Consider the following 26,417-nt stretch of genomic DNA (forward strand, 5'->3'; position numbering starts at 1 on the left):
TTAAATTTTAGGTTTGCGATTCCCTCATAAAACGATTTAATGAGTATAAAGGGGAAGGGATCTTACAAAATAATTTACTAAGATAAATATATTTGCATAAAAAATTAAGAATTTATAGAATTTATTGTTTATTTATTTGATTTTTATGTTATCCTTTTTAACATACATTAAATACAAGGCCATATTTATCGTACGACCTTTGATTTGTATTACAAATAGTGAATAAGAAAAATATGTACCGAAAGGAGAACATGACATCAAGAAGAAATGAAGAGTCAGAGAGCAAGCAGATGCTGGTTGTCTATTAAAAAGGCATCTTCCAAGGCTTAAAAGAAGCCTGAGCTCATAGGGAAGGTTTTTGCTTTAATTTTTCTGACTATTCGAATAATTAACTCGTTATTAAAAGTTTAAAATCTAGAAAAGGAATGATCATCAATGAAAGATAAATTTGCCCAACGAGCTAGTCTTGTAAAATCCTCTGAAACGCGTGAAATCTTAAAAGTAACGGAACGACCAGAAGTCATTTCGTTTGCAGGAGGACTTCCAGCACCGGAGCTATTTCCCGTTGAAGCAATGAACGATGCGTGCCGCGCCGTATTAAGTGAAGACGGAGCCGCTTCGCTTCAATATAGTACAACAGAGGGGTATATCCCTTTACGAGAAGCAATTTCTAAACGAATGCAGGACATCGGCATTGAGTCCACGATTTCGAACATTTTAATTACGTCCGGATCTCAGCAGGCAATCGATCTTACCGGAAGACTGTTCCTTAATGACGGAGACGTGGTAATCTGTGAAAGCCCAACGTACCTAGCGGCCATTAACGTATTTAAATCCTACAATGCGACGTTTGTAGAAGTAGACATGGACGAAGATGGAATGATTATGGAAGAGCTAGAGAAAAAGCTTCAGGAAAATCCACAGGCTAAATTTATTTATACGATTCCTGATTTTCAAAATCCTACAGGGCGCACCTTAACGCGAGAAAGACGTCAGCGAATGATCGAACTTGCGAACGCATACGACGTGCTGATTGTAGAAGATAATCCGTACGGAGGAGTCCGATTTGCAGGAGAAGCGCTCCCGCCGGTTAAGCATTTTGATACAGAAAACAGAGTGATTTACATCAGCACATTCTCTAAAATTTTTGCACCAGGTCTTCGAATCGGCTGGGTATGTGCAGACGAAGCTTTCATTGATAAGTACGTAGCGTTTAAGCAAGTGGCTGACTTGCATACGGACAGCTTTGCTCAGCGCGTAACGGCTAAGTACATGGAGCTTTATGATATCGAAGAGCACATTCAAAAAATTAAAGCCGTATACAAAGAGCGATGTACCCAAATGCTGTCGTGCATTGAAGAATTTTTTCCGGAGAATTTGTCTTACAGTAAGCCAGAAGGCGGATTGTTTATTTGGGTAGAACTGCCCCAAGGTATCGATTCAGCACATATCTTTTCAGAGTGTCTAAAAAATAACGTAGCCTGTGTGCCTGGAACGCCATTCTTTCCAAACGGCACAAGAAACAACGCGCTGCGCTTGAATTACTCTAACATGTCTGCTGAACAAATCGTTGAAGGCATGAAGCGCATGGGAGACGTATTGCACCGTGAACTGGCGAGAGAAACGACTGTTTTATAAAAGAAATGAAAAAATCAAATAAAGCCATTTTATTAATTCATGAAATATACGGTGTGAACGATCATATGAATTTTATGAAAGAGAAATTGTCTAAGTTAGAGGCAGATATTATCTGTCCTAACTTATTATCTAACGACGTTCCTTATAGCTATAAAGAAGAAGGAATGGCTTATCAAAACTTTGTTCAAAACATTGGTATGGATGAGGGTTCAAGACAAATTACTAACATGTTAATTCAACTAAAACAAGAATATGAAGAAGTAGGAGTTATAGGCTTCAGTGTAGGAGCAACAATGTCGTGGGTATGCAGTGAAAGCAATTTGTGTAACTTTGTGATTGGCTGTTACGGATCACGTATTAGAGATTATGTAAATAGAAGTCCTGTTTGCCCAACTCTTCTTATTTTTCCTGCTGAAGAGCAAACATTTGATGTAGACTGTTTAATAAACTCACTAGTCCAAAAAAGAGAACCGCTTTTGGAAATCAAAAAGTTTTATGGCGTTCATGGTTTTATGAATCCTTTTTCACAAGCCTTTAATAAAGAATCAGCGGACCAAGCCTTCCAAACAATAAGTGAGTTTCTCAAAAAACACTTAGCTGATTAATAGATATATATGCTGAAAGTGATACCTTCCAATAAGCAGAAACTGACCCTTTTTCAGTACATATACACGTATTAACATTTACTTTAAATGTATCGAAAAGGAGCGAGATTATGTTACAGTCAGTTGAGCTTGCAGGAACAGCGGTAAAGCTAATGCCGCTTGAAAAAATACATGAACAAGAATTATATGAAGCTGCAAAACCGAAAGAAATTTGGGAGCATCTCCCGATAAAAGTTCATAGTCTAAGTGATATGAAACGGCTGATTGAAAGTGCTTTAAAAGCCAAGCAAGAGGGAAGCGAGCTGCCTTTTGCTGTATTTGATATAGAGTCACATTCAATTTTAGGAAGCACAAGATTTTTAGATATATCACTTCCCAACAAAAGTGTCGAAATAGGGTGGACGTGGTATCATCCATCCGTGTGGCGCACCCGGGTCAATACGGAGTGTAAGTATTTATTATTAAAATACTGTTTTGAAGAGCTGAAGCTTCACCGCGTTCAATTCAAAACGGATGTGCGAAACAATCGCTCTAGAGCGGCTATTAAACGCTTGGGTGCCACGCAAGAAGGTATCACCAGAAAACACATGGTTTTACCTGATGGATACGTACGAGATTCGGTTATTTTCAGTGTAATTGACGACGAGTGGCCGTTTGTCAAAAAGCGACTAGAAAGTTTTTTACATGCAGCCAGTCAGGGAAATAAAGAAAATGCCAGCAATTAGTGGCATGTAAAGATCAAAAGCACAAGCTATAGCTTGTGCTTTTAATCTTTAAAGAGCTTCTTTAATAATTTTTTTATAGTAAAGAACAGATAAAATACCAAAAATAGAGTAGAGTGCCGTATAGATAATCATAACGATAATCATTGGTGTCCAAAGCTCTGTTCCAAATAAGAACCACCCGGATTGTACGGCAAAATAACTGTGTAGTAAACCTACGACTAACGGAATGCCGAAGTTAAAAAGCTGCTTAATTATTATGCCGGTTAATAAGTCTTTGTCGGTAAAGCCTAATTTTCTAAGAATCGTATAGTTAGGTTTTTCATCTTCACTTTCATCCATTTGCTTAAAGTAAAGAATGCACCCTGATGTGATTAAAAATGCTAGCCCAAGGAAAGCGACAATGAACATAATTAGACCCATAGTCTGCTTTTGGCTTTTTACCGTTTCGATACGCGAATCATTGAAGTTATGATTCCCCAACTTCATTTCTTTGAAAATCTCGTTTGCTTTTGGTAAGTCATTTTCTTGTGATATATCTACCCCTGTGTACACAGAAGATTCTTTTTGAATAGAAGGATCCACGTCTTTTTTCAGTTCATTAAACACGGAATCGTCTACAATCATAGTAGGCATACCGCTCGTAAAATAAGTAGATAAGAGAAATTTTCGATTTAAGCCTATATACTTTTGCGGAATGACTTCTTTCTTTCCTTTTAGCTCAATTTCTCCGGAATCTTTAAATGAATTTACTCGTTGAAGCATATCATTATAGCCGGTAAACAAAGTTTCATTTTGAGCTACATTTACACCATTAACAGATTTTTCACTAACAACCGAAAAAACCATAGCGGACGAGTCTACCATTGGGGCTTCTAAATTATTTTCTAAGATGCTTTTTACGTTTGCTTTTACTTGGGTGACGTCGATCTTTTTTTCCGTGTAGGCTATTTTCTTCCGATTCAGCGCAGCTTTAAACGAAGCAGCGTCTTTTGTATTATTGATAGAAAAATCGTTAGGTACATAATCTTCAGCCGACTTTTCAGCAGAATAATAAGAGATGTAGCTCAAGCACAATAGGCCAATAGCCAGAGCGGATACGGTTGTAATAACCGTTAGCAACAGTGCGTTTGATTTCATGCGAAACATAATCGAAGAAAGAGATAATACATTGTTAATCGATAAATAGCCTTTTTTGCTTTTCCGCATCAGATTTAATAAAAAGCGAACTGAGCCTTTATAGAACAAATAGGTTCCGATGATAACCGAAGCTAAAATGGATACCATTGCGATGGACAAAGCATTCATGCTTGTAAAAGATCCGTCAAACAATTTAGCAGAAATATAGTAGCCGGAAGCAATAAAGGTCATGCCAAGAATTCCAATAATAATTTCAAGTATACTAATTTTTTTTGTTTTGCCTTCTGTTGATGACGTAACGCGGAATAGGGCTAAAATGGTCTGTCTTTTAATAAAAAGATAGTTCATCGTCATAATCAGTAAATAGATGACTCCGAACACAATAAGCGTTTGAATCAGGGCTTCTTCAGAAAAATGAAGTTTTGCGATACCTTTGGTGTCCGTAATTTTAAATAAAATCATAATGATTACTTTTGAAAACGAAAACCCAATTAAAATGCCGACAATCAGCGAGCTAAAGTACAGCATAAAATTTTCAGCGGTCAAAATACGGAAAATTCTTGTTTTGGTCATGCCAATTAGCTGAAATAAGCCAATTTCTTTACTGCGCCGCTTAATAAAAATCGTATTTGCATATAATAGAAAGATAGAAACGATGGCTACAAGTAAAACAGAAGCGGCCCGAACGGCTGCGCCTCCTTTAATGGAGCCTTTGGTTGCATCAAGAGCAGGATCATACTGAAGCGTGACAAAAGCAAAATACAAAGCTGCGCTGAAAACCAGTGCAAAAACGTATAAATAATAGTTTTTTACATTCTTTTTGAAGTTGCGTAAAATGAGCTGATTAATATTCATCTTGCACTCCGCCTAGTACGCCTTGCGTTTTCATAATATCTTCAAAGAAGTCTTTTCGCGTTTGGTCGCCTTTGTACAGCTGCGTATAAATTTGTCCGTCTTTTATAAAAATGACTTTGCTGCAGTAGCTGGCTGCCACTGGGTCATGCGTTACCATCACAATACTTGCGCTTCTTTTGTCATTAAGCTCGGTCAGTTTGTTTAACAAATCGCTGGCTGCTTTTGAGTCAAGTGCACCCGTTGGTTCGTCAGCAAAAATCATACTTGGCTCATGAATAAAGGCTCTTGCGGCAGAGGTACGCTGTTTTTGTCCGCCCGAAATTTCATTTGGATATTTGTCTTTCAGCTCGTAGATGCCAAGCTGTTTGGCCAGCGCATCAAATTTTTTGTGAGCTACTGCTGAAGGAGTTTTGACAACAGAAAGCGGCAAGAGGATATTTTCTTTGACTGTCAGCGTATCGAGCAAGTTATAGTCTTGAAAGATAAAGCCCAAATGTGTTTTTCGAAAGTTTGCTAACTGCTTTTCTTTCATTCTGCTAATTTCATTTCCTTCGATTTTGATGGTTCCTCCGTTGATTTTATCAATGGAGGAAAGCACGTTCAGAAGAGTCGTCTTGCCTGAGCCTGAAGCGCCCATAATTCCTACAAATTCTCCTTTCATAATGGTAATATCTACACCTTTTAATACTTCTTGTTTATTAAATTTATTTCCGTAGCTTTTATGAATATTAGTAGCTTCTAATATGTTCATATGTATTCACTCCTTTAATTCGATACGTTTATTATAAAAAAAGGGACTTTCGTTTTCCTTTGATTCACCGAACAAATAACGAAAGCATGTGACATTTTTGTCACATGCTTTTCATCTCAACAAAATCATTTGATTTAGGAAAGGCAAGCGTAAATGTCGTGCCTTCGTTAAGAACGGACTTCACGCCAATATGAATCGAAAGAGCGTGCGCCGCTTTTTGAGCGAGATACAGACCCATGCCTGTGGCACGGCTGTCTTCATGCTGAGTAGTGGAGGTAAAACCTTTATCAAAAATGCGCGGCATATCTTGAGGAGAAATGCCGCGTCCGCTATCTTTTACCTCGATGTATACTTGACCGCGGTGCTCGTAGCTTCTAATCATCACATCAGATTCTTCACTGTACTTAACTGCGTTTGTTAACAGCTGTCTCATAATAAACGAAAGCCACTTTGCATCACACAGTACACGTTCTGCCTGTAGGTCCACATCAAACCCAATATTTTTTTGCATGCACCAAGCTTGCAGCGTTTTGATTTCAGTGAAAATAAGGGACTCTAAATCCAGATGTTCAATATACATATCATTTTGGATAAAGAAAATGCGCTTTTGATGCAGCTGTTGATCAAGTAAAAAATGAATACGTAGCCACTCGAACGTCAAGTTTGCTTTAACTTCTCGATTTTCTAAGCGTTCAATTATTAAATGCATCGCAGTTAACGGCGTTTTAATTTCGTGAATCCAAGCTAACAGTTCATCTTTTTCCTGCGTCACGTGCAGCAGAGTTTGCACGCCATCTTTTTTCGCTTGTTCTAATTGTTGCATCAGATTTCGCTGAACAATCTTTTCAAACGGACGCAGCGGATGAGAAAGAGTAGAAGAATCAAAGAAGTCTTCTTCATCTTTTAACTTTTGATAAAATTTCGTTTCTTTGTGATAGCGGAAGACGCAGAAAATAAGAAAGATAATCGATGATAAAAACACGATATAGAGAATCGAAGACAGAGGAATGGATTCATCAATATACGCGATAAAAAACATAAAAAAATGTATGATGAAAAAGAAAAGAATCCAGCTTAGACGCTCCCGAATAAAGAGTTTAATCATAGCGTTCCTCTTCAATGGCTACGTAGCCTTGGCCGACTTTTGTTTCAATAAAAGCTCCAAGTCCAATTTCATCTAATTTTTTTCGCAGGCGATTGACGTTTACCGTCAGCGTATTGTCACTGATAAACCGTTTATCTTCCCACAAACTATTAATCAGTTCATCTCGGCTTACAATCGTATTCTTTTTATGTATTAAGCATTTTAAAATAAAGATTTCATTTTTGGTTAAATCAATAGCTGTAGATCCCGCTGATACTTTATTTTTTTCATAATCAATCGTAGCTCCTTGCCACGAAAGAAGGTTTACTTGTTCAACGCTGTAATTATACACGCGGCGGAGAAGGGCCTGTATTTTTGCTACAAGCACATCAAAATGAAACGGCTTTTGCACAAAGTCGTCTGCGCCAAACTGCATAGACATTACCATATCAGAAGGATGATCACGTGAAGATAGAAAAATAATAGGGATTTTTGAATGAGAACGAATCATTCTGCACCAGTGAAATCCGTCATACTTCGGCAGCTGAATATCCATAATAACTAAATCAGGTTTTACCTCGCTAAACTCCTGCATAACGTTACTGAAATCACGGATGCCGTAAACATCATAAGACCATTGCTCCAACCGTTCTTTCAGTTCGTTAAACAGCGTTACATCGTCTTCAATTAAAAGAAGTTTAAACAATAACACGTACCACGCTTTCTGTTTTTATACTTATTTTATAGCAATATCCTTTTATTTACCATATGTGATAGTAGATTCACCAGCGTTCTTTATAAAATGTGAAAGAATAGCTTTCGACGAGCATAGTTTATAAACATATATTGAACTCTAGTGAAAAAAGGAGAGCTGTTATGAAAGCAATGGTATGTACAAAGTATGGTAAACCAGATGTTCTTCAGCTTGAAGAAGTGGAAAAGCCTATTCCAAAAGAGAATGAAATACTGATAAAAATTCATGCCACCACGGTCACATCGGGCGACTGCAGAGTGAGGAGCTTTAACAGTCCACTGCTGTTATGGCTTCCAATGCGAATAGTTTTAGGATTACGGAAGCCTAGAAAATCAATACTAGGCGTAGAGCTGGCCGGAGAAGTAGAGGACGTCGGAAAGAACGTAACGCGGTTCAAAAAAGGCGACCAGCTTTTTGCGATGACAGGCATGAAGTTCGGAGGATATGCGGAATATATCTGCTTACCAGAAAAGGGGACGATAGCCGTAAAGCCAGAGAATGTAACCCATGAAGAAGCCGCCTCTATTTCTTTCGGAGGCACGACGGCGCTGCATTTTTTTAGAAAAGGAAACATTCAAGCCGGGCAAAAAGTGCTTATCTACGGTGCTTCAGGTGCTGTAGGAACTGCCGCTGTACAGCTTGCGAGCTATTACGGAGCTGAAGTGACAGGCGTGTGCAGTGCTAAAAATAGTGAACTAGTAAAATCTTTAGGAGCAGATTACGTCATCGACTACCAAAACGAAGATTTTAATAAAAAAGAAGAAAGATATAATCTTATTTTTGATGCTATTGGAAAAATCACAAAAAATCAGTGCAAGGGAGCGTTAGCCTTAAATGGACGCTTTGTTTCAGTCGAAGGGCAAGGAATTGCCAAAGTGCAGACGGAAGATTTATTACTTCTTAAAAAGCTGATGGAAGAAGGGAGGATAAAATCAGTGATTGATAGATGTTACTTTTTAGAACAAATTCCAGCAGCTCATGAGTACGTAGAGACCGGACATAAGGTAGGAAATGTGGTTGTAGTTTTAAAGGAATAAAACTACATATTTGAAAAGATGATTTGATTTACCCGGATAGTAGGTATAACATGCAGATAAGTCAATTAAACAGCTATTTAAAACCGATCGACCAGACGACTGGAGATGCTTTGAACAATCAAAGCATCTCTTTTTTTTAAGTATTGATTTAATTATAGGAGATAGCAAGGAAGATGTAGAAAGAAGATATAGAGAGAAGATATAGAGAGAAGATATAGAGAGCTTGCCGCTTTAATTCCAATTGATCATGCCATTACATATCTATCTCGTTTTTTTGATGACTACGACTTTCATCAATTTGACGTAGACGCACCGTTTCCAGAGGTAGGGGATATCGGAGCCAATGCCTTTCAAAGTACGACAAATAAAATTAAACAAGCGGCGGCTGCTAGGAAATTAACGTTAAGAGAAGTCGCGCTTGAAACAATTTTGCCTCGTTCGCCGTTTTCAGGAACACCTGAGCACGTAGCGGATGAAATGCAAAAATGGCATGAGCAGGAAGCAGCTGATGGATTTGTGCTTCGTCCGTTTATGAGCGAGACGTTTCATCAATTTGTGGAAAAAGTGGTGCCTATCTTACAGGAGCATGGGCTTTACGATACTTCGTATGAAAGCAATACGCTGCGCGGAAATTTAAATCTTTCCGTTCCAGCCAATCGATATAGTCAAACAAAGGGGGAGTTTGTTTATGACAGTCAAATCAATCGGTGAATACAGCGTAACAGAAAGCTTAAAAAAGCAGGTAATTGAGTGGAGAAGACACTTTCATCGCTATCCTGAATTATCGTTTCAAGAGCATCGAACGGCTCAGTTTGTTGAAGATACGCTTCGTTCGTTTGGAAGCTTTATCATTACGCGCCCTACACCAACAAGCGTAGTGGCTAGATTAGTAGGAAAAGAGCAGGGAAAAGTGGTTGCGATTCGAGCGGATATGGACGCGCTGCCGATTGAAGAAGAAAACACGTTTGCATTTGCTTCGGTTCATAAAGGCGTGATGCATGCATGCGGCCATGACGGTCACACGGCTATTTTGCTAGGAGTAGCCTCTGTTCTTTCTCAGTTAGGAAATGAATTTAAAGGAGAAATTCGCTTGATTTTTCAACACGCAGAAGAGCTGCTGCCCGGGGGAGCGCAGGAACTTGTGAAAGAAGGCGTGATGGAAGGTGTGGATTATGTAATTGGTACACATTTGAATTCTGGTCTTCCCGTGGGAGAAATCGGCGTGCTTGCAGGTCCTATGATGGCTTCGCCTGACACGTTTAATATATCGATTAAAGGAAAAGGAGGACACGCCGCAGCGCCTCATGAAGCAGTTGATGCCATCGTTGTAGGAGCGCAAATTGTTACGAACCTTCAAACCATCGTTTCAAGAACGACGAATCCAATCGATAAATTAGTCGTATCGGTTACACAATTCCACGGTGGAACTACGCACAACGTACTTCCTGATAAAGTGGAGCTCAACGGTACCGTTCGAAGCTTTGACGCCGCTCTACGAGAAAAAGTTCCGGCACAAATTGACCGTATCGTCAAAGGACTAACAGAAGCCTACGGTGCAGAGTACACCTTCACATATGAAAAAGGCTACCATCCCGTCATTAACTCTAAAGAAATTACGCGTTTAATTGAAGAAACGGCTATCGAAGAATATGGAAAAGAACGTGTTAAAACGCTGTCTCCTAAAATGGGAGGAGAAGATTTTTCAGCTTACCTGCAAGAAACGGAAGGAGCATTTTTTAACATCGGAGCGCGAAATGAAGAACAAGGCATCGTTTACCCTCATCATCATCCGAAGTTTACAGTAGATGAAGCCTCGCTTGAAGTTGGAGTAAAGATGTTTTTGCGCGTTACTGAAAAGCTGTTGGCTCGTTAAAAAAAGAGGTTCAGACATACAATTACCCAATCTAAAGACGAAAAAAGGGACAAAGGAGCTCGTATGAATCGCTTGTGACACCGCTGTTGGTTTCCGTGCAAGACTTCGCTTTCCGCGGGCGGCCGGTGAGCCTCCTCGTCGCATACGCTCCGGCAGGGTCTCACCTATTCCGCTTTTCCCGCAGGAGTCTCCGTCTTGTCCTCCAACCAACAGCTAGAAGCTACTACATAGATTAAATTTAAGTTCGCCAACACAATGAAAAGATCCCAACGGTTTATGGTTCGGATCTTTTTTCAACTAAACTACGTTTGCCCCACCCACTCTTCTTTACAACGTCTTACTTCGTATCTTTATAATTCGTTGCAAATCCTGCTGCAATTAAACCAATTAGACCCAGCACTCCTACAATAACCGTTATAACCACTATGCTCACCTCAATCGCTCTTAATAATACGCTTTCATTTGTTTAATTTCACCATGAGTCTTCGTATGAAAGAAGCTTTTCTTTTAAAGACTCTAGCTTTTTAAATTTTTGATCATAGCTTTGCCGTTTTAACATGTCGTTGATTATTATCAGCGCATCTTCTTTACGCCCCGCATACAAGTAGGCTTCAATGACTTCGTCGAATCCTTCTGAGTAAGGGAATTTTTCATATTTTGCTAGTTTAAATGAGGCGTCATAGTGTTTCGTTGCTTGTTCATACTGCTTTAGTTTCAAAAGCATACGCCCGTTTGCTAAATGTAAATCAGCTCGTTCTAAATCGGTAAGGGTATGGAGTTCAATTCCTTGGTTACGTATATCAAGCGCATCTCCGTAACGCTTTTTCTCTTCCAGATCAAACGCTCTCTCGTAAAAATGATCAAACTTCGTTAGCGGTCTCCTTGATTTATAGAACTTGTAAATGCCGTATAGGATCAAAAGCAATAACCAAAGCAACTTGTTCAACTCTCTTCCATCTCTTTATGTATAAGATTTATAATAAAGGAAATAAAACCAAATTAATAGATTGAATGAGAGAAAGACGTTTGGAGGTATACAATGGTTATCAACCCGCAGATTTACAAGGTAAAAGGACTTCAATACATCATTCGCTCAGCTGACACTAGCGATGCAGACGAACTGTCTCATCTAAGAGTTCAGCTAGACGGAGAAACGGAAAATTTAGATCGTGAGTCAGGAGAAGGGTATATGGACGAATCCGATTTTGAAAAACTTATTCAACGTGACACAGAAAGTAAACGAAACTTATTTTTAGTAGCAAGTGTACATAATGAAATTGTCGGGTTTTCAAGATGCGAAGGCAACGAGTTGAAACGATTTGTCCATAAAGTAGAGTTTGGCGTATGCGTCGCAAAAGCATGTTGGGACTACGGAATTGGCAAAGGTCTTTTACAGCAATCCATACTGTGGGCAGATAGCGCGGGCATGAATAAAATGACGCTGAACGTGCTAGAGACCAATAAAAAAGCGATTGATTTATATACAAAGTTCGGGTTTGAAGTAGAAGGAGTATTAAAAAATGACAGGCTGCTGTCAGACGGCAAGTACTATAATACGGTTGTGATGGGGCGGTTTAATGGATAAGAGAACAAGGCGCTGGAAAAACAGCGCCCCGTTCTCTTATTTTTTCGTTTCACGAACCCATTTCACAATATCATCAATGATATAAGAAGGAATGTTGGCTGAAACAGCATATTCATCGGGCGTGCTTTTTTCACCAGTTCCTTCTGTGAAAAAGTGGTTGAGCTTTGGATAAAGCTTAAAAGAAGTTTTGGAACGCTGAGATAAGTTTTGTTTCCAGCCTTCAAAATCTTCCGTCGTTACTTGATAATCACGCGCTCCTTGTAAAAAAAGCAGAGGCGTGTCCTGAGATTTTGCGACTTCTGCAGGGTGCCAGTGAGCTAAGTCATACCAAAAATAAGGCGTGCCAAGCAGGAACTCTTTTGGCGGCTGAGCTGGCGAAAAGCTTGGGTCTTGTAAAATGGCAAACTGCTGCTGAAAAAAAGTAAGCTGCTCTTTTGGAAGCTGATTCAGCGATACAAGATAGGCAAATTGTTCAAGCATTAACTCTGGAAGTGTGCAGCTCGGTGCAGCAAGTAAAATAGAGCCGCGCACGCTTTTGTCCTGCGTTTGCTTTAAAATTCTGGGCATCATCATGCCGCCTTGACTGTGTCCCAGTATAAAAATATTGCGGCTGTCGATACCTTTTTGTTTCGCCATTGCTTTGACTGCGAGTACGGCATCATCCGTTGTTTCATCGTCAACGTTTATTTTACTTTCACCGGACATTTTAGCTGTATGTTCGTATGTACGCTTGTTGTAGCGTAAAACGGCGATTCCTCGAGAAGCCAGTCCAGAAGCCAGATCTCGAAACGGCTTTAAGCTCATAAACGTTTCATCTTGATCAGAAGGTCCTGATCCGTGAACTAATATGACAACGGGTACATTTTGATGTTTTGAACGTGTTGGAAGAGTAAGCGTTGCTGGAAGTTCGTAAGGTGCTTTGCCGATTGAAAGCTGTTTTTCACTGTAGTTCTTAGGGGTGTCATAAGACGGTGTGGAAAACGAAAACTGGCGCTCCTCCGGTACGATTCGCCAATCATCAATTTGACGATTTTGACTAAATCGAACGGTTAAAGTAGCTGATACGTGTTCAAATTCAATTGGGATTTCTATATTTCGATGAACGGTATTGACTTCACCTTGTACAGATGTACCAATCTTTTTTACAGAACCAAACTGAGCCGTTAGAGCTGACCACCATGTTTTTAGGTTGTCTTCACTCATTTTGGACTGCAGGCTGCGGGAAAAGTAGCGCTTAGCTTCTTTTGTTTTGCCGTTGGCGACATTCGTTAAAAATGCGTTTGCTCGTTTGACTTCAACTTTTGCTGAATGATGAGCAGCATTTGCCGCTGCTTCAGCTTGAACAGGTGAAGTGGACATAGGGAGTACTTGAAGTCCGAGTGCTAAAGAAACAGCGAGTGGAAGGGCAGCTTTTACTTTTTTCATACATCATCCTCCTTGGCGATTCTTGTACTCTATCAGTATACCAATTTTAGGTAAAAGGCGTCATGTCATTCTAAGATAAAAAAAGCCGATGCGTTATGAATATGGTAAAAAAAAGAAGTTATATTATTTAGAAAATTTAAATATCTAAAAAGGGGCGCTTTTATGACCTATGATCCGCATTATCATCCATATCCATCTTACCGAGTTCCCGTTTATGCAAAAAAAGGAATGGTATCTACATCTCAGCCGCTCGCAGCGCAGGCAGGCCTTGATATTTTAAAAAAAGGCGGCAATGCCATTGATGCAGCAATCGCGACAGCAGCGAGCCTTACTGTATTAGAGCCCGCATCTAATGGAATCGGAGGAGACGCGTTTGCGCTTGTTTGGACAAATGATCAGCTGTACGGACTAAACGCTAGCGGACCTTCTCCGCAGTCTATTTCCATTGATGCGCTAAAGGAAAAAGGATACAGAGATATTCCTAAGGACGGAATGATTCCCGTTACTGTTCCCGGGGCTCCTGCTGCTTGGGCTGCTTTATCGAAGCGATTTGGCAAACTGCCTCTTTCTCAAGTACTGCAGCCTGCCATTCAGTACGCCAAAGAAGGATTTCCGCTAGCGCCTACTCTCGCGAAACAATGGAAACAAGCGTACGATACGTTCAAACGAGTACATACAAGCGAAGAATTTGAGTCATGGTTTCAAACGTTTGCCCCAAATGGACGAGCACCAAAAGCAGGAGAAATGTGGTCATCCATCCATCATGCCCATACGCTTCAGCTCATTGGTGAAACAGATGCAGAAGCGTTTTATAAAGGCGAGCTTGCGAATCGTATTGATGCATTCAGCAAAAAATATAGCGGCTTTTTATCCAAGGAAGATTTGGCTGCTTATGAGCCTGAGTGGGTGAACCCGATTTCCGCTCACTACCGTGGATATGATGTATGGGAAATTCCTCCGAACGGTCAGGGGCTTATTGCGTTAATGGCATTAAATATCGTCAAAGGCTTTGAGCTTCAAGAAAAAGATGCCGTGGATACGTATCATAAACAAAGCGATAAAGCTTGCGTTTGCGGAAAAATACATTACGGAAGAAGCAAAAATGAGCGTGTCTGTTAGTGAGCTGCTGTCTGATACATATGCAAGCTATCGCCGAAGTCTTATAAAAGAACATGCTCTTCAGCCTGAAGCGGGAGAACCTGTCGGAAGCGGAACTGTGTATTTAGCAACGGCTGATGAAGCAGGAAACATGGTTTCATTTATTCAAAGTAATTATATGGGCTTTGGTTCTGGAATCGTTGTGCCAGAAACGGGAATTGCCTTGCAAAACCGCGGCCATAATTTTTCAATGGACCCTGATCACGATAACTGCCTTGCTCCTAATAAAAAAACGTTTCATACCATTATTCCAGGCTTTCTCACTAAAAATAATGAGCCCGTAGGACCGTTTGGCGTGATGGGAGGTTTTATGCAGCCGCAGGGACATATGCAAGTTGTCATGAATACGATTGACTTTCAGCTTCATCCTCAAGCCGCTTTAGACGCGCCAAGATGGCAGTGGAAAAAAGATAAAACGGTGCTTGTGGAGCCAGCTTTTCCCTCACACGTAGCACAAGCGCTTGAACGAAAAGGACATAAAATTGAAGTAGCTGTTGATTCAATGGCATTTGGGCGCGGACAGATTATTTGGAGAGATCCTGAAAGCGGCGTGCTATGCAGAGGAAGTGAATCACGAACGGATGGATTTGTAGCTGGATGGTAACGTTTAAAAAAACACAATAGGTGGAGGAAGAAGCCCGTACTGATTAGAGTTGGGCTTTTTTCATGTCTCAACCACATGTATAAATCTCTTCAAGGAACTTAAAACTAAAACAAACATTTACGTATGTATGGATAACGTGAACTTAGGGGTTATGTACGGGGAATTTACATTAGACGCTGCTGCGTATCTTTATAAATTAATATAAGCAATAATTGAGAGTGGTGAGAACAGCCGTCTCAAGCTGCCAATTGACATGAGGGTAGGCTAACAACACTTGGTGAAAGGAGCGAAAAGGTGATGAGAAATAAAAAGTTTGAAGTGAAATTTTTACGTGTAATGCTACTTATCGCCCTGGGAATTCTCCCTTTTTTATTTAGAAAACCACCGATTAAAGACTGGCTGCTGGCCTATGTATTTAACGCCTTAACAAATGGTATTATTGATAAATTTATTGTAACTCACGGCCTTCTTCGATATCCAACTCGCTTATTGAAAAAACAGTTTAGAATTAACGTGTTGTTCGACTTTTTGCTGTATCCTATGATATCCGTCATGATTAATCAAGCTACGTATTACGATAAAGGGTTAAAAGTTTTATATAAAATTGTGCTTTTTACGATTCCAATGTTTTTTATTGAATTATGGGCTGAAAAACGAACGAAGCTCATTGAGTGGAAAACAGGCTGGATGTGGTATCACACTTTTACTAGCGTAACGTTAAAATCGTATCTTAACCGAATGCTGATTGGATGGATTCGAAAAATTGAAAAGAAGCAGGAAGAAACGAAAATACAATAGCAGAGATTCTAAAAACGACGTTAGAGAGGTGAACAAAGGTGCATATTTCTATCCTTCTATGGCTGATTTTTCAAAATATCCATAAGAAAACGTGGAACAAAATACGCGAGCTGTATGCTGGGGTTTTATACGTGAGCTTTTTTAATATTCTCTACTACTTTTTATGTAATGATAAATTGCTTTGGGATTTTAAATCTTCTCATCTTTCATTAAAAGTACTGCGTGTTTTACACCTTATGTTCATTACGCCCCTCATGATTTTGTCGTTCTTAGCTACTTATCCGTCTACACTTGCTAAGCAGGTGAAATATATTACAAAATGGGTGTGTACAGCTTCGTTTGTAGAATGGATTGGGCTCAGGTGTAAGGGAATTACATTTAGGCACGGCTGGCATTTGGGGTGGTCAGCACTTATTTACGTAATGATGCTTATCTTCTCGAGATGGTTTCAAAAAAAGCCTTTTGCGGTCTTACTGCTCTCGGTTTTAGCAACAGTGGTTCTCAGCGTTATCTTTAAAGTTCCCGTGAGCAAACGGATGCTAAAACATCCCCTGAAACGAATATTGACTCGGCCTTTAAAAGATCATGTGACTCAAGCTGTTGCGAATAAAGTAAAGCGAAAATGCCTGCTTCTCAAGCTGTTCTCGTAAGTTCCTGCTCTTTGTGAAGAGCAGGTTTTTTAGCTTACTGGAGGAATAACGTCCGTCAGCAGCAGAACGAAAAAAATCAGGCCCACTCCCGTAAAGCTTAAAGAAGCAAAAAAATAAGCCGTCCAGCGCAGACGAAACGGGTTGTGTTCAATATTGGCCCCAGACATTAACCTCATGGAATGAGTTTTATAGTGAGAATGAGCGCTGTTGCTTCCGCTGCTTGAAAACCAAAAAGTCAAAACTGAAAACAAAAGTCCGCTAAAAAACATAAGCTCAATAAAGCGGATAGACAAAAATGATGAGCACGCATAGGTTAATCCAGTTTCAATAAGCAGTGTAATAACAAAAATAAGCTGAGTTCTCTTCAAAAAATTCTCCCCTTTTTTCTCTGTGTCTACTTTTTATTATACAATAATTTACATATATAAAAAGTCTCAAAAATGCTTTTATTATGATATAATGGTAATAAATGTATGTATGAAAAAGTATTCAAAGTTCGTATGCATCACGATTATAAGCTTTTTTATAATGATGAGACTTACTATATACGCTGCGCTTAGCTTCAGGTGCGTAGAATGAAAGTGAGGAGTAAGTATGGACTTAGGAGAGACTGTGATTGCGATACTAGCAGCGGGAGCACTTTTATTATACGGCACGTTAGAGCTTTGGTTTGCGCCTCGTAATTCTTCTTTTTTTAAAGGGTGGAAGCAAAAACTAGCCGTCATTTTACCGTTATATGCGGTTACATTCGGCATATGGTTCGCGTTTTTTTCATAACAAAAAAGTCTTACAAAAAGGAGGAATGAAAGATGGAAATCAATTCATACCTCATTCGGTTTTCATGTATGCTGATGCTCATGTTTGGAGGATTATTTATTATACGGTATGTAAAAACAGGTAACTTTTATTTAGATCAGCTTCTTGTCTTTGGAGCGGGTTTTGTTCTGTTTATCGGCTCACTTATTTGGAAAAGAAAACATCAGCAGCAAGGAAATAGAAAAGCTTGTTAATCTCATGAAATTGTGACAGTATAAAACAGATAAAAAATGTAATCTCGTGATCGTACCATTGGTTACGAGCTGCTGCTGGAGGAAAAGAAAATGAATGTACCTAATTGCCCAAGTTGTCAATCACAGTATACATATGAAGATGGAAACCTGTTCGTCTGCCCGGAGTGTGGGCATGAATGGGGACAAGATGAAAAAACAGAAAGCACGGAAGAACAGCTGACTGTAAAAGATGCAAACGGGAACCTTTTAAAAGACGGAGATTCAGTTACTGTCATCAAAGACTTAAAAGTAAAAGGAAGCTCATCGGTTGTAAAAATCGGAACGAAAGTAAAAAGCATTCGTTTAGTAGAAGGCGATCATAACATCGACTGCAAAATTGACGGATTTGGAGCGATGAGCTTAAAATCTCAGTTTGTTAAAAAAGCATAAGAATTAAAAAAGCCAGGATGAAGAACAACTTCACTCTGGCTTTTTTCTATGTGTTTTAACTGATAAAGCGAAATATATAGACCAATTTGTCTATTTCAGAAGGAATCTAGCTAAATGTCCCGAACTTACTTAAAGTGTCTGAGTGTTTGGATATTAATGGAATGGATGTCCGTTTCATGAAGGCGAAAGGGAGGTAGAAATGTGAAAAAGTTTTTAGCGTTTCAAATTTTAATTGCATTAGTAATCGGAGCTGTTATCGGGCACTTTTTTCCGGATTTTGGGATGGCTTTAAGACCGGTAGGGGACGGGTTTATCCGGCTCATTAAAATGATTGTGGTGCCGATTGTCTTTTCAACCATCGTCATAGGTGCTGCGGGAAGCGGCAGTATGAAACAAATGGGGAGTCTAGGGTTAAAGACGATTATTTGGTTTGAAATCATTACTACCATCGTATTAGGAATCGGTCTGTTGTTAGTGAATTTGCTAAAGCCCGGAGTAGGCCTCGATCTTTCTCATCTTGTTAAAAAAGATATCGGTGAATTGTCTCAGTACACCGACAAAGTCGTAGACTTTAAACAAATGATTTTAAACATCATTCCAACGAATATCGTAGATGTGATGGCAAAAAATGATTTGCTGGCTGTGATTTTCTTTGCTATTTTATTCGGTGTTGCCGCTTCAGGAGTCGGTAAAGCATCCGAACCTGCAATGAAGTTTTTTGAATCTACGGCTAAAATTATGTTTAAATTAACGCAAATTGTTATGGTCACAGCGCCTCTTGGTGTACTAGCGCTAATGGCTGCATCTGTAGGTCAATACGGCATTGCACTTCTGCTTCCAATGCTAAAGCTAATTGGAACCGTCTTTTTAGGTCTTTTTATTATTTTATTTGTTTTATTTCCGCTTGTTGGGTTTTTGTTCAAATTCAACTACTTTGAAGTATTCAAAATGATTTGGGACTTGTTTCTTATTGCGTTTTCAACAACAAGTACGGAAACGGTGCTGCCACAGCTGATGGAGCGGATGGAAAAGTACGGATGCCCTAAACGAGTTGTGTCGTTCGTTATTCCGTCGGGCCTGTCATTAAACTGTGATGGCTCCACACTGTATTTATCCGTTTCATGCGTCTTTTTAGCACAGGCTTTTAACATCGATATGCCATTAACTCAGCAATTATTTATGATGCTTATACTCGTGATGACAAGTAAAGGAATTGCGGCTGTCCCGTCAGGTTCACTTGTTGTTCTTTTAGCAACAGCCAACGCAGTAGGTCTGCCGGCTGAAGGAGTGGCAATTATTGCAGGAGTAGACCGCATCATGGATATGGCCAGAACAGGAGTCAACGTTCCAGGCCACGCGATCGCCTGTATCGTCGTCTCGAAATGGGAGAAAGTATTCCGCACCCAAACGCCGATCCCGCCCGGGTCGCACACGGAATCTCTATAAAATGAACCCCTGCTTTAGTCCATAAAGCGGGGGTTTTTGTTTACGTTTCAAAGATACAGACTAGAGTGGTTTGTCATACTCATCCCTCCACAAAAAGAGGAGCAGCCGCTTACAAGTGTTCACAAAATGTTCACTTACGAAGAAGGAAGATAAAAAGCTATACTAAGCCAAGTAAAAAGGATGAGGAATGTGCCCACAACTAAAAAAGAGAGTATGTATTTTGGAATGATGATGTGCGGAGGGATGGTGCTTGTGATGACGATGTATAACATGTTAATGAATGACGTCATCGGGCATATCACTCTTGCAGAAGGTATTTTGAACTTGGTTATCACGTTTGTAGTTGCCTTGGCTGTCGAAACTTTTTTCGTTGGTCCCGTAGCAAAAAAAGTAGCATTTTCACTGCCGCTTGATAAGTCTAAACAGTTAAAAGTCGTGTTGATTTTGTCATCATGTATGGTGATCGGAATGGTGCTTTCCATGTCGGTATACGGATTAATTACAATGTCGCTTACGAAAGGTTTAGGCGGAGAGTCGCTTCTTTCAAGCTATGCATGGATCGTGATGAAAAACTTTATCGTAGCCTACCCGCTTCAGCTTCTCATCATGGGACCTCTAGTTCGCTTATTGTTCATGAAGTTTGTGAAAAAGAATCCGGCAGCGGCTTAAGTCAAAACCCTAAGAACGCCTATTTTCTTAGGGTTTTGTAATGTAAAGCTGTTCGGTAAGAAGAGAAGAAAATTCACGTAAAGCCGCCGATACAAAAGCATCTTTTCGCGTAATAAAAAAAGTGGGAACCTTTCTATATGGCTGCGGCAGCGGAGTTAAAGTTAATGAATGGTCGTGATTAGATACAATGGATTTCATCATTACAGCTACGCCCATACCTGCTTTTACACACCCAATAATCGCTTCAATCGTACCAAATTCTAATATTCGTTTTGGAAACACGCCTTCTTTTGTCAACAGCATTTCTAACGTATGTCGATATGCGCATCCGCTGCTGAATGCTAATAAATTCATATCGTTTAGGCTGTAAAGAGAAGGAAGAGGGTGGCGGCTCACAAGTACAAGCTCTTCATCTTGAGTAAATAAAGAGTTTAGATCAGGATGTGCACAGCTGCCTGCAACAAATGCGCCTTCAAGTTTTCGGGTTAAAACCAGGTGAATAAGAACATCGGTTGTATGTGTTTCTAAAATGAAGTCTACATCCGGATAGGCAGTGCAATAAGTAGAAAGCAAAGGCGGTAGCCGAAGAGCCGCGGTGGATTCAGTTGCACCTATTTTTAAAGGCCCTATCGGCGTGTGCGCACTGCTTTGAACAGTTGCCGTGGCTTCATTGGTTAAACGCAGAATTTGTTCAGCATAACGATGCAACAGCTCTCCGCTAGAAGTTAACGTTACGCCTTTACCGCTTCGTTCAAATAGCTGTGTGCCGAGTTCAGCTTCTAGCTGTTGAATTCGCATCGTCACATTCGACTGCACGTAGCTTAAGATTTTGGCTGCCTTTGAAATATTTTTTTCTTCTGCTACCGTTGTAAAAACAAGTAAATCTTTTATATCCATAAAATCTCCTCCTTCAGCTATCATTTTTATTGATGACTTTTATCTTTATTACTTATTTTACATGATACTATTCCTTCTCTACACTGAAAGTAGAAGTGGAGGAGAGAAAATGAGCAGACAAAAAGCTTCTTATAAGTGGATGATTTTATTTGTTGCCACTCTTTCTCAGGCATGTGCAACATTTGTCACGTACGGGGTAGGACCGTTGGCAGCGTTTTGGCAAAGACTATATGATTTATCGCAGTTTCAAACAGGACTGCTCGTATCATCTGTTCAAATTGGCCCGATTTTTTCCATGCTGCTTTTTGGGAACTGGATGGATCAATATGGAGAAAGGTGGCTTGTAGGAGGAGGATCTATTTTGCTGGGGATAAGCATGCTTTTTGCCTATAGCGCTGATCATTATTTGTATCTAACAGGCGTACTTCTCGCAGCAGGCGTGTGGTATGGAACAGCACAGCCAGGAGGAAGCAAAGCAGTGGTGAAGTGGTTTCCTTCTCATCATAGAGGGCTTGCCATGGGGATTCGGCAAACGGGAATACCGATTGGAGGCGCTGTCGCTTCAGCAGCATTACCGCTGCTGTTTTATCAATACGGATGGCATGGGGCTGTTCTCGTACAGGCAGCGGCAGCTATCGGAGGAGGCCTTCTTTTTTTTGTATTCTACCGAGAGCAATCATCATCGTCAGAAAAAAAGGAAACATTTACACTTCTTCAAAAAATCAAGGGCATTTCTCAAGATAAAGCGCTCTATCCGCTGTTTTTTGTAGGTGTTTCAATGATTTCTCTTCAAATGATTCTCGTTGCGCACTTTATGAGCTATTTAACGAAAGCCATAAAGATGGATTTTGCTTCAGCTGGCATCATGCTGAGCATCACACTGTTAGGCGGAATGGTGGGGAGAATTGTTTTAGCTTGGATAAGTGATTATGTGTATAACGGAAATCGAAGAACTCCTTTGCAAGTGACGGTTTGGATGGCTGCAGGACTAATAATAGCTATTTCTTATATTGGATTTACTTTGCCTTTTTGGCTACTAACTGCAGTTTGTTTTAGCCTCGGTTTTTTTGCAATTGGCTGGTTTAGTTTGTTTATCGTGCTAATAGCAGAAAAAGCGGATGATCGTTTTATTGGTTTAACGGTAAGCATTGCGTTAACGCTCAATCAATTCGCCATCGTGCTCGCACCAATTTGGTTTGGGCTCCTTGTAGATTGGCTCCGGAGCTACGCGTTGGCTTTTAGTACGGTTGCATGCTTCATTGCTTGTGGAGGAATATGGTTAAAAAAAGAGCGAGTTCATTCATTTTTAAATAAAAACGTCACTAAATAAAAAGTGATTTAGGGCTATTTATTTAAGAATAGAGAAGACCTCTTATCCTCTAAAACGTTTCAAAGCCATACTCCCGGGTACACACAACATTAATGAGGAGGAGATAGTATGGAAGCAAAAGCAAAGAATGTTGTGGGGGTATACGAAACGGAACAAGAAGCAATTCAAGCTGTAGAGAGTTTGAAAAAAGAAGGATACGCATCAGAAGAAATATCTATCATCGGCAAACATAAAAAGACCAAAAAAGTTCAGAAAGAAACGAATACAAAAGCAGAAGGGGCAGCAACTGGAGCACTTACCGGAGGTACGCTAGGGAGCTTGACCGGAATATTAGCAGGTGCCGGGGCTCTTGCCATACCAGGAATAGGTCCAATTGTGGCGGCTGGTCCTATTGTAGCTACATTAACAGGTGCGGCAGCTGGTGCGAGCGTAGGAGGTCTGTCTGGTATTTTAGTAAGTATGGGAATTCCAAAACAGCAGGCCGAACAATATAATGATTCAGTCAAAGAAGGCAGCTTGCTTGTTTTAGTAGACAAAGAAGACTCAGATCATGATGGAAACCCGAAAGCTCCTTTAACCGGAATGATTTTATAGAACGTATGATATGGAGGAGAAATCTGTCGCAGTGCGGCAGATTTTTTTATGCACTGATTTAAACACACTAATCTAACAATAATATTCCATAATAGTTAAAAATATCAAAATATGTCATGGTGTATCGAATAATAATATCCCTTAAATTATAACGTAATATTATTGTAACAATAATGTATTTATTGTTTTATTTTGGGATTGAAATCTTGATGAAAGCTTTAACAGAAGGATTTAAGCGCAAATTTCATCCAATAATTAACTGTTAATTATTATACGTAGTAGAATAATTTTCTAATTTATTTTCAGGAATTACTTTTTAGTAAATTATTCATGTTTGAAAGAGGGCTAAAAAGTATATTTCAAAAGTATGTTTACTTGAAAAGTTAAGCAGGTTGATTAGTAGCATCATTCATTTAGCTAAATTTCGAAAGGAGCTGCTAAAATGAGTATTCAAAAAAGTACAGATAGTTCTAGTTTAGCAGAAGTGATTGATCGAATTCTCGACAAAGGGATTGTCATCGATGCTTTTGCCCGAGTATCACTCGTAGGAATTGAAATTTTAACGATTGAAGCACGAGTCGTTATTGCAAGTGTTGATACGTGGCTTCGCTATGCAGAAGCCGTCGGGTTATTAACCGACAAAGTAGAGGAAGAAGGGCTGCCTGGCCGAACAGAGGAGCGAGGAGCAGGGCTTAGCTTTTAAGTCTTTTAATCATTAGAAGATTCATTAAATAAATAATAATAAGAGAAAAGAGGATGGAACATGACAACAACTGATCAAAATGAAAAACAACAAAATCAGCAGCAGGAAGAAAAACAACAAAATCAGCAGCAGGAAGAAAAAACGCAAAACTCTTTAAATCTTGCTATTTTAGGAGGCGTAGTAGGAGCGGGAATTGGACTTCTTTCAAGTCCTCAAACGAGTAAAAAAGTACTCAGCCGCTTAGGACAATCAGAAATTGTACGTGCGACAGGACAAGAGTTAAGAAGAAACGCACAGGATATTCTAACGCAGCAAGCGATGGGAGCATTAAGACAGACGGCTACAGGCTATCTTGAAAAAGACAATTTAAGCAAGCTGCTGGCACCTAAAAAGAAAAAAGAAGATGCATCAAATGAACAGGGAAATGCGCAGGAAGAAGTCAGCCAAAGCGCAGAAATGGAAACGTCTCAGTACGAAGAGCTAAAAGAAGAAAATAAAAATATGAACGACCAGCTGCAGCGCATTGAAGAGATGCTAAACAAACTCATGGACGCGAAGAAGTAAGATATCCGTCCTTAAGGGGAATTTCATGGATAAAAAAGATGTGGAGAAAGCAGCCTTAAAAGCAGGAAAAAAGATCATCGATCATACACCTGAACCTGTTAAGGAAAAGGTAGAAGAAAAGGTTAAAGAAAAAGCGAAAGAAAAATTTGTCGAAAAAACTGAAGGGAAACTGCAGGAAAAAGCAAATGAAGCATCAGAAAAACTGCAGGAAACAAAAGAAAAAAATGCCCAAAAGGTACACGGCAAAGGGGAAGACGCAAAAGAAAAGCTCCAAGACGTCTTACTATCAGTAAAAGATAAGCTTAGCGATGTGAAAGAAGCTGGAGAAAACTTTCAAGAAAAAGTTTCTTCTTCAGACGATAAAGAGAAGTCAAAAAATAAGCGGAAAATAAAAGGCGCAAATCAGATTAAAAAAGCAACGGATATTAAAAGCTCTACTAAGATTAAAAGTTCCAATGATATTAAATCATCTACAGATTTAAAAACAATGGGCTCATAAGCGAAAGGAGAAATGAGATATGTCTATTCAAAAAAGTACTAATAGTTCAAGTTTAGCAGAAGTCATTGACCGTATTTTAGATAAAGGAATTGTTATTGATGCTTTTGCAAGAGTTTCTGTTGTAGGAATTGAGATTTTAACGATTGAAGCACGAGTGGTTATTGCCAGTGTTGATACATGGTTACGCTACGCAGAAGCAGTAGGGCTTCTTCGTGACGACGTAGAAGAAAACGGTCTTCCTGAACGTTCAAATTCAAGTGAAGGACAGCCGCGTTTTAGTATTTAATATGAAGTGATATGGAACCTTCCTTTTTTGAGGGTGGTTCCAGCTTTTAGATCTAACTATTGGAGGCTACTAAAAATGGAAATTAAAAAAATTATGCAAGCCGTGAACGACTTTTTCGGTGAACACGTAGCTCCTCCTCATAAAATTACCTCGGTGGAAGCTACTGAAGATGAAGGCTGGAGAGTTATTGTTGAAGTCATTGAAGAACGAGAATATATGAAAAAATACGCCAAAGATGAAATGCTCGGAACGTACGAGTGCTTTTTAAATAAAGAAAAAGAAGTCATTTCATTCAAACGACTCGACGTCAGATATAGAAGCGCCATTGGCATTGAAGCATAAACGATAAGATGGCAGGAGGAACGTAAAAATGACCGTCTTAACAGACAAAAGGAAAAAAGGCAGTGGAGCTTTTATACAAGATGACGAGACAAAAGAGGTTCTTTCAAGAGCGCTGAGCTATTTGAAGTCCGGCTATTCCATTCATTTTACAGGTCCTGCCGGCGGAGGCAAAACCTCTTTAGCGCGAGCGCTTGCTAAAAAGAGAAAGCGTCCTGTAATGCTGATGCACGGGAATCACGAGCTCAACAATAAAGATTTAATTGGCGATTTTACGGGATACACGAGCAAAAAAGTAATCGATCAGTATGTTCGTTCTGTCTATAAAAAAGATGAACAAGTGAGTGAAAACTGGCAGGATGGCCGATTGCTTGAAGCTGTAAAAAATGGCTATACGCTGATTTACGACGAATTTACTCGGTCTAAGCCTGCAACGAATAATATCTTTCTATCAATATTAGAAGAAGGCGTGCTTCCGCTGTATGGAGTGAAAATGACCGATCCTTTTGTGCGCGTGCATCCTGATTTTCGCGTCATCTTCACAAGCAATCCAGCTGAGTATGCCGGCGTATACGATACGCAAGATGCGCTTCTTGATAGGTTAATTACCATGTTTATTGATTATAAAGACATCGACAGAGAGACAGCGATTTTAACGGAGAAAACGGACGTAGAAGAAGACGAAGCGCGCACAATTGTAACGCTCGTAGCAAACGTGCGAAACCGCTCTGGAGACGAAAATAGCAGCGGACTTAGCCTTCGGGCTTCGCTTATGATCGCTACTCTCGCCACGCAGCAAGACATTGCTATCGATGGAAATGACGAAGATTTTCAAACGTTATGTATGGATATTTTGCATCATCCGCTTACCAAATGTTTGGATGAAGAAAATGCAAAAAGCAAAGCCGAAAAAATCATTTTAGAAGAGTGTAAGAATATAGACACGGAAGAAAAGTAAAGGAGCTTGAAAAC

At 39.8% G+C, this 26,417-nt stretch carries 30 protein-coding genes and 1 pseudogene; 23 read left to right on the top strand and 8 right to left on the bottom strand.

Annotation, left to right across the window (positions count from 1 at the left end; translation table 11 throughout):
• Positions 1–435 precede the first annotated feature (435 nt).
• The 3 genes from AC0C45_RS13690 (at position 436) to AC0C45_RS13700 (ending at position 2,968) form a co-directional block, all read left to right on the top strand.
• On the top strand, positions 436–1,638 hold the full coding sequence (locus tag AC0C45_RS13690; RefSeq protein WP_472928205.1) for an aminotransferase-like domain-containing protein: 1,203 nt from the start codon (positions 436–438) through the stop codon (positions 1,636–1,638).
• Between the two features lie 65 nt (positions 1,639–1,703).
• Complete coding sequence (locus tag AC0C45_RS13695; protein WP_472928206.1) at positions 1,704–2,243, top strand: dienelactone hydrolase family protein; 540 nt, start codon at positions 1,704–1,706, stop codon at positions 2,241–2,243.
• A gap of 110 nt (positions 2,244–2,353) precedes the next feature.
• Complete coding sequence (locus AC0C45_RS13700; protein WP_472928207.1) at positions 2,354–2,968, top strand: GNAT family N-acetyltransferase; 615 nt, start codon at positions 2,354–2,356, stop codon at positions 2,966–2,968.
• A gap of 48 nt (positions 2,969–3,016) precedes the next feature.
• On the opposite strand, the gene AC0C45_RS13705 is transcribed toward AC0C45_RS13700, so the two are convergent.
• The 4 genes from AC0C45_RS13705 to AC0C45_RS13720 all read right to left on the bottom strand — a co-directional run bounded on the left by AC0C45_RS13705 (position 3,017) and on the right by AC0C45_RS13720 (position 7,501).
• Positions 3,017–4,960, bottom strand: coding sequence for an ABC transporter permease (locus tag AC0C45_RS13705; protein ID WP_472928208.1), 1,944 nt, complete (start codon positions 4,958–4,960; stop codon positions 3,017–3,019).
• Positions 4,950–5,711, bottom strand: coding sequence for an ABC transporter ATP-binding protein (locus AC0C45_RS13710; RefSeq protein ID WP_098112392.1), 762 nt, complete (start codon positions 5,709–5,711; stop codon positions 4,950–4,952). Before AC0C45_RS13710 ends, AC0C45_RS13705 begins: the two co-directional genes overlap by 11 nt.
• 100 nt (positions 5,712–5,811) lie before the next feature.
• Positions 5,812–6,816: a sensor histidine kinase gene (locus AC0C45_RS13715; protein WP_237892594.1), complete on the bottom strand. Its 1,005-nt coding sequence runs from the start codon at positions 6,814–6,816 to the stop codon at positions 5,812–5,814.
• Positions 6,809–7,501, bottom strand: a complete 693-nt coding sequence (locus tag AC0C45_RS13720) for a response regulator transcription factor (RefSeq protein WP_026106650.1) — start codon at positions 7,499–7,501, stop codon at positions 6,809–6,811. Before AC0C45_RS13720 ends, AC0C45_RS13715 begins: the two co-directional genes overlap by 8 nt.
• Positions 7,502–7,671: 170 nt before the next feature.
• Here AC0C45_RS13720 and AC0C45_RS13725 point away from each other — a divergent pair, with 170 nt between their 5' ends.
• The 3 genes from AC0C45_RS13725 to AC0C45_RS13735 all read left to right on the top strand — a co-directional run bounded on the left by AC0C45_RS13725 (position 7,672) and on the right by AC0C45_RS13735 (position 10,459).
• Positions 7,672–8,586: an NAD(P)-dependent alcohol dehydrogenase gene (locus AC0C45_RS13725; protein WP_257061914.1), complete on the top strand. Its 915-nt coding sequence runs from the start codon at positions 7,672–7,674 to the stop codon at positions 8,584–8,586.
• Between the two features lie 477 nt (positions 8,587–9,063).
• Positions 9,064–9,297: a hypothetical protein gene (locus tag AC0C45_RS13730; RefSeq protein WP_237892593.1), complete on the top strand. Its 234-nt coding sequence runs from the start codon at positions 9,064–9,066 to the stop codon at positions 9,295–9,297.
• Positions 9,275–10,459 carry a M20 family metallopeptidase gene (locus AC0C45_RS13735; protein ID WP_257061915.1) on the top strand — a complete coding sequence of 395 codons (1,185 nt, stop codon included), beginning with the start codon at positions 9,275–9,277 and terminating at the stop codon, positions 10,457–10,459. The genes AC0C45_RS13730 and AC0C45_RS13735 overlap by 23 nt, the downstream gene beginning before the upstream one ends.
• A gap of 472 nt (positions 10,460–10,931) precedes the next feature.
• Here AC0C45_RS13735 and AC0C45_RS13740 read toward each other — a convergent pair whose 3' ends face one another.
• The gene (locus AC0C45_RS13740) at positions 10,932–11,405 is read right to left on the bottom strand and encodes a hypothetical protein (RefSeq protein WP_257061916.1); all 474 of its coding nucleotides are present in this window, start codon (positions 11,403–11,405) and stop codon (positions 10,932–10,934) included.
• A gap of 93 nt (positions 11,406–11,498) precedes the next feature.
• Here AC0C45_RS13740 and AC0C45_RS13745 point away from each other — a divergent pair, with 93 nt between their 5' ends.
• Positions 11,499–12,044: a GNAT family N-acetyltransferase gene (locus tag AC0C45_RS13745; RefSeq protein WP_216875418.1), complete on the top strand. Its 546-nt coding sequence runs from the start codon at positions 11,499–11,501 to the stop codon at positions 12,042–12,044.
• 36 nt (positions 12,045–12,080) lie between these two features.
• Here AC0C45_RS13745 and AC0C45_RS13750 read toward each other — a convergent pair whose 3' ends face one another.
• Complete coding sequence (locus tag AC0C45_RS13750; protein WP_472928209.1) at positions 12,081–13,469, bottom strand: alpha/beta fold hydrolase; 1,389 nt, start codon at positions 13,467–13,469, stop codon at positions 12,081–12,083.
• Between the two features lie 162 nt (positions 13,470–13,631).
• Here AC0C45_RS13750 and AC0C45_RS13755 point away from each other — a divergent pair.
• The 3 genes and pseudogenes from AC0C45_RS13755 (at position 13,632) to AC0C45_RS13765 (ending at position 16,679) form a co-directional block, all read left to right on the top strand.
• Positions 13,632–15,231 (top strand): annotated as a pseudogene (locus AC0C45_RS13755) (gamma-glutamyltransferase family protein).
• Positions 15,232–15,528: 297 nt separating this feature from the next.
• Positions 15,529–16,029, top strand: coding sequence for a CBO0543 family protein (locus AC0C45_RS13760; protein WP_016764921.1), 501 nt, complete (start codon positions 15,529–15,531; stop codon positions 16,027–16,029).
• A gap of 38 nt (positions 16,030–16,067) precedes the next feature.
• Positions 16,068–16,679, top strand: a complete 612-nt coding sequence (locus AC0C45_RS13765; protein ID WP_237892589.1) for a CBO0543 family protein — start codon at positions 16,068–16,070, stop codon at positions 16,677–16,679.
• Positions 16,680–16,708: 29 nt separating this feature from the next.
• On the opposite strand, the gene AC0C45_RS13770 is transcribed toward AC0C45_RS13765, so the two are convergent.
• Positions 16,709–17,047 carry a hypothetical protein gene (locus AC0C45_RS13770; protein WP_047932183.1) on the bottom strand — a complete coding sequence of 113 codons (339 nt, stop codon included), beginning with the start codon at positions 17,045–17,047 and terminating at the stop codon, positions 16,709–16,711.
• A gap of 226 nt (positions 17,048–17,273) precedes the next feature.
• On the opposite strand from AC0C45_RS13770, the gene AC0C45_RS13775 reads away from it, so the two are divergent.
• The 5 genes from AC0C45_RS13775 to AC0C45_RS13795 all read left to right on the top strand — a co-directional run bounded on the left by AC0C45_RS13775 (position 17,274) and on the right by AC0C45_RS13795 (position 20,233).
• Positions 17,274–17,456 carry a hypothetical protein gene (locus AC0C45_RS13775; RefSeq protein WP_013084028.1) on the top strand — a complete coding sequence of 61 codons (183 nt, stop codon included), beginning with the start codon at positions 17,274–17,276 and terminating at the stop codon, positions 17,454–17,456.
• Between the two features lie 32 nt (positions 17,457–17,488).
• Complete coding sequence (locus tag AC0C45_RS13780) at positions 17,489–17,689, top strand: hypothetical protein (protein ID WP_095379190.1); 201 nt, start codon at positions 17,489–17,491, stop codon at positions 17,687–17,689.
• Positions 17,690–17,779: 90 nt separating this feature from the next.
• Entirely contained in the window at positions 17,780–18,118 is a 339-nt protein-coding gene (locus AC0C45_RS13785) for a zinc ribbon domain-containing protein YjdM (protein ID WP_016764918.1), read from the top strand.
• 201 nt (positions 18,119–18,319) lie between these two features.
• Entirely contained in the window at positions 18,320–19,564 is a 1,245-nt protein-coding gene (gltP, locus tag AC0C45_RS13790; protein WP_016764917.1) for a glutamate-aspartate/proton symporter GltP, read from the top strand.
• A 189-nt stretch (positions 19,565–19,753) separates the two neighbouring features.
• On the top strand, positions 19,754–20,233 hold the full coding sequence (locus tag AC0C45_RS13795; protein WP_237892588.1) for a DUF2798 domain-containing protein: 480 nt from the start codon (positions 19,754–19,756) through the stop codon (positions 20,231–20,233).
• Between the two features lie 27 nt (positions 20,234–20,260).
• Here the strand turns inward: AC0C45_RS13795 and AC0C45_RS13800 are convergent, their stop codons facing one another.
• Positions 20,261–21,130: a LysR family transcriptional regulator gene (locus AC0C45_RS13800; protein ID WP_171776942.1), complete on the bottom strand. Its 870-nt coding sequence runs from the start codon at positions 21,128–21,130 to the stop codon at positions 20,261–20,263.
• 109 nt (positions 21,131–21,239) lie between these two features.
• On the opposite strand from AC0C45_RS13800, the gene AC0C45_RS13805 reads away from it, so the two are divergent.
• The 8 genes from AC0C45_RS13805 (at position 21,240) to gvpN (ending at position 26,403) form a co-directional block, all read left to right on the top strand.
• A complete protein-coding gene (locus AC0C45_RS13805) occupies positions 21,240–22,460 on the top strand; it encodes an MFS transporter (RefSeq protein WP_257061926.1) in 1,221 nt (406 codons plus the stop codon).
• A gap of 108 nt (positions 22,461–22,568) precedes the next feature.
• Positions 22,569–23,054, top strand: a complete 486-nt coding sequence (locus AC0C45_RS13810; protein WP_013084021.1) for a general stress protein — start codon at positions 22,569–22,571, stop codon at positions 23,052–23,054.
• 442 nt (positions 23,055–23,496) lie between these two features.
• On the top strand, positions 23,497–23,757 hold the full coding sequence (gene gvpA, locus AC0C45_RS13815; protein WP_013058000.1) for a gas vesicle structural protein GvpA: 261 nt from the start codon (positions 23,497–23,499) through the stop codon (positions 23,755–23,757).
• A 60-nt stretch (positions 23,758–23,817) separates the two neighbouring features.
• Positions 23,818–24,321: a GvpT/GvpP family gas vesicle accessory protein gene (gvpT, locus tag AC0C45_RS13820; protein ID WP_047933715.1), complete on the top strand. Its 504-nt coding sequence runs from the start codon at positions 23,818–23,820 to the stop codon at positions 24,319–24,321.
• Positions 24,322–24,346: 25 nt separating this feature from the next.
• A complete protein-coding gene (gene gvpQ / locus AC0C45_RS13825; RefSeq protein WP_025751002.1) occupies positions 24,347–24,820 on the top strand; it encodes a gas vesicle protein GvpQ in 474 nt (157 codons plus the stop codon).
• Positions 24,821–24,839: 19 nt separating this feature from the next.
• Positions 24,840–25,106, top strand: a complete 267-nt coding sequence (gvpA, locus tag AC0C45_RS13830; protein WP_013057997.1) for a gas vesicle structural protein GvpA — start codon at positions 24,840–24,842, stop codon at positions 25,104–25,106.
• A 75-nt stretch (positions 25,107–25,181) separates the two neighbouring features.
• Positions 25,182–25,448 (top strand): gas vesicle protein GvpO, encoded by a 267-nt coding sequence (gene gvpO, locus AC0C45_RS13835; RefSeq protein ID WP_013057996.1) that lies wholly within the window; start codon positions 25,182–25,184, stop codon positions 25,446–25,448.
• Positions 25,449–25,476: 28 nt separating this feature from the next.
• Complete coding sequence (gene gvpN, locus AC0C45_RS13840) at positions 25,477–26,403, top strand: gas vesicle protein GvpN (protein ID WP_034650430.1); 927 nt, start codon at positions 25,477–25,479, stop codon at positions 26,401–26,403.
• The last annotated feature ends 14 nt before the right edge of the window (positions 26,404–26,417 follow it).

It is taken from the genome of Priestia sp. VA7 (assembly GCF_055710015.1).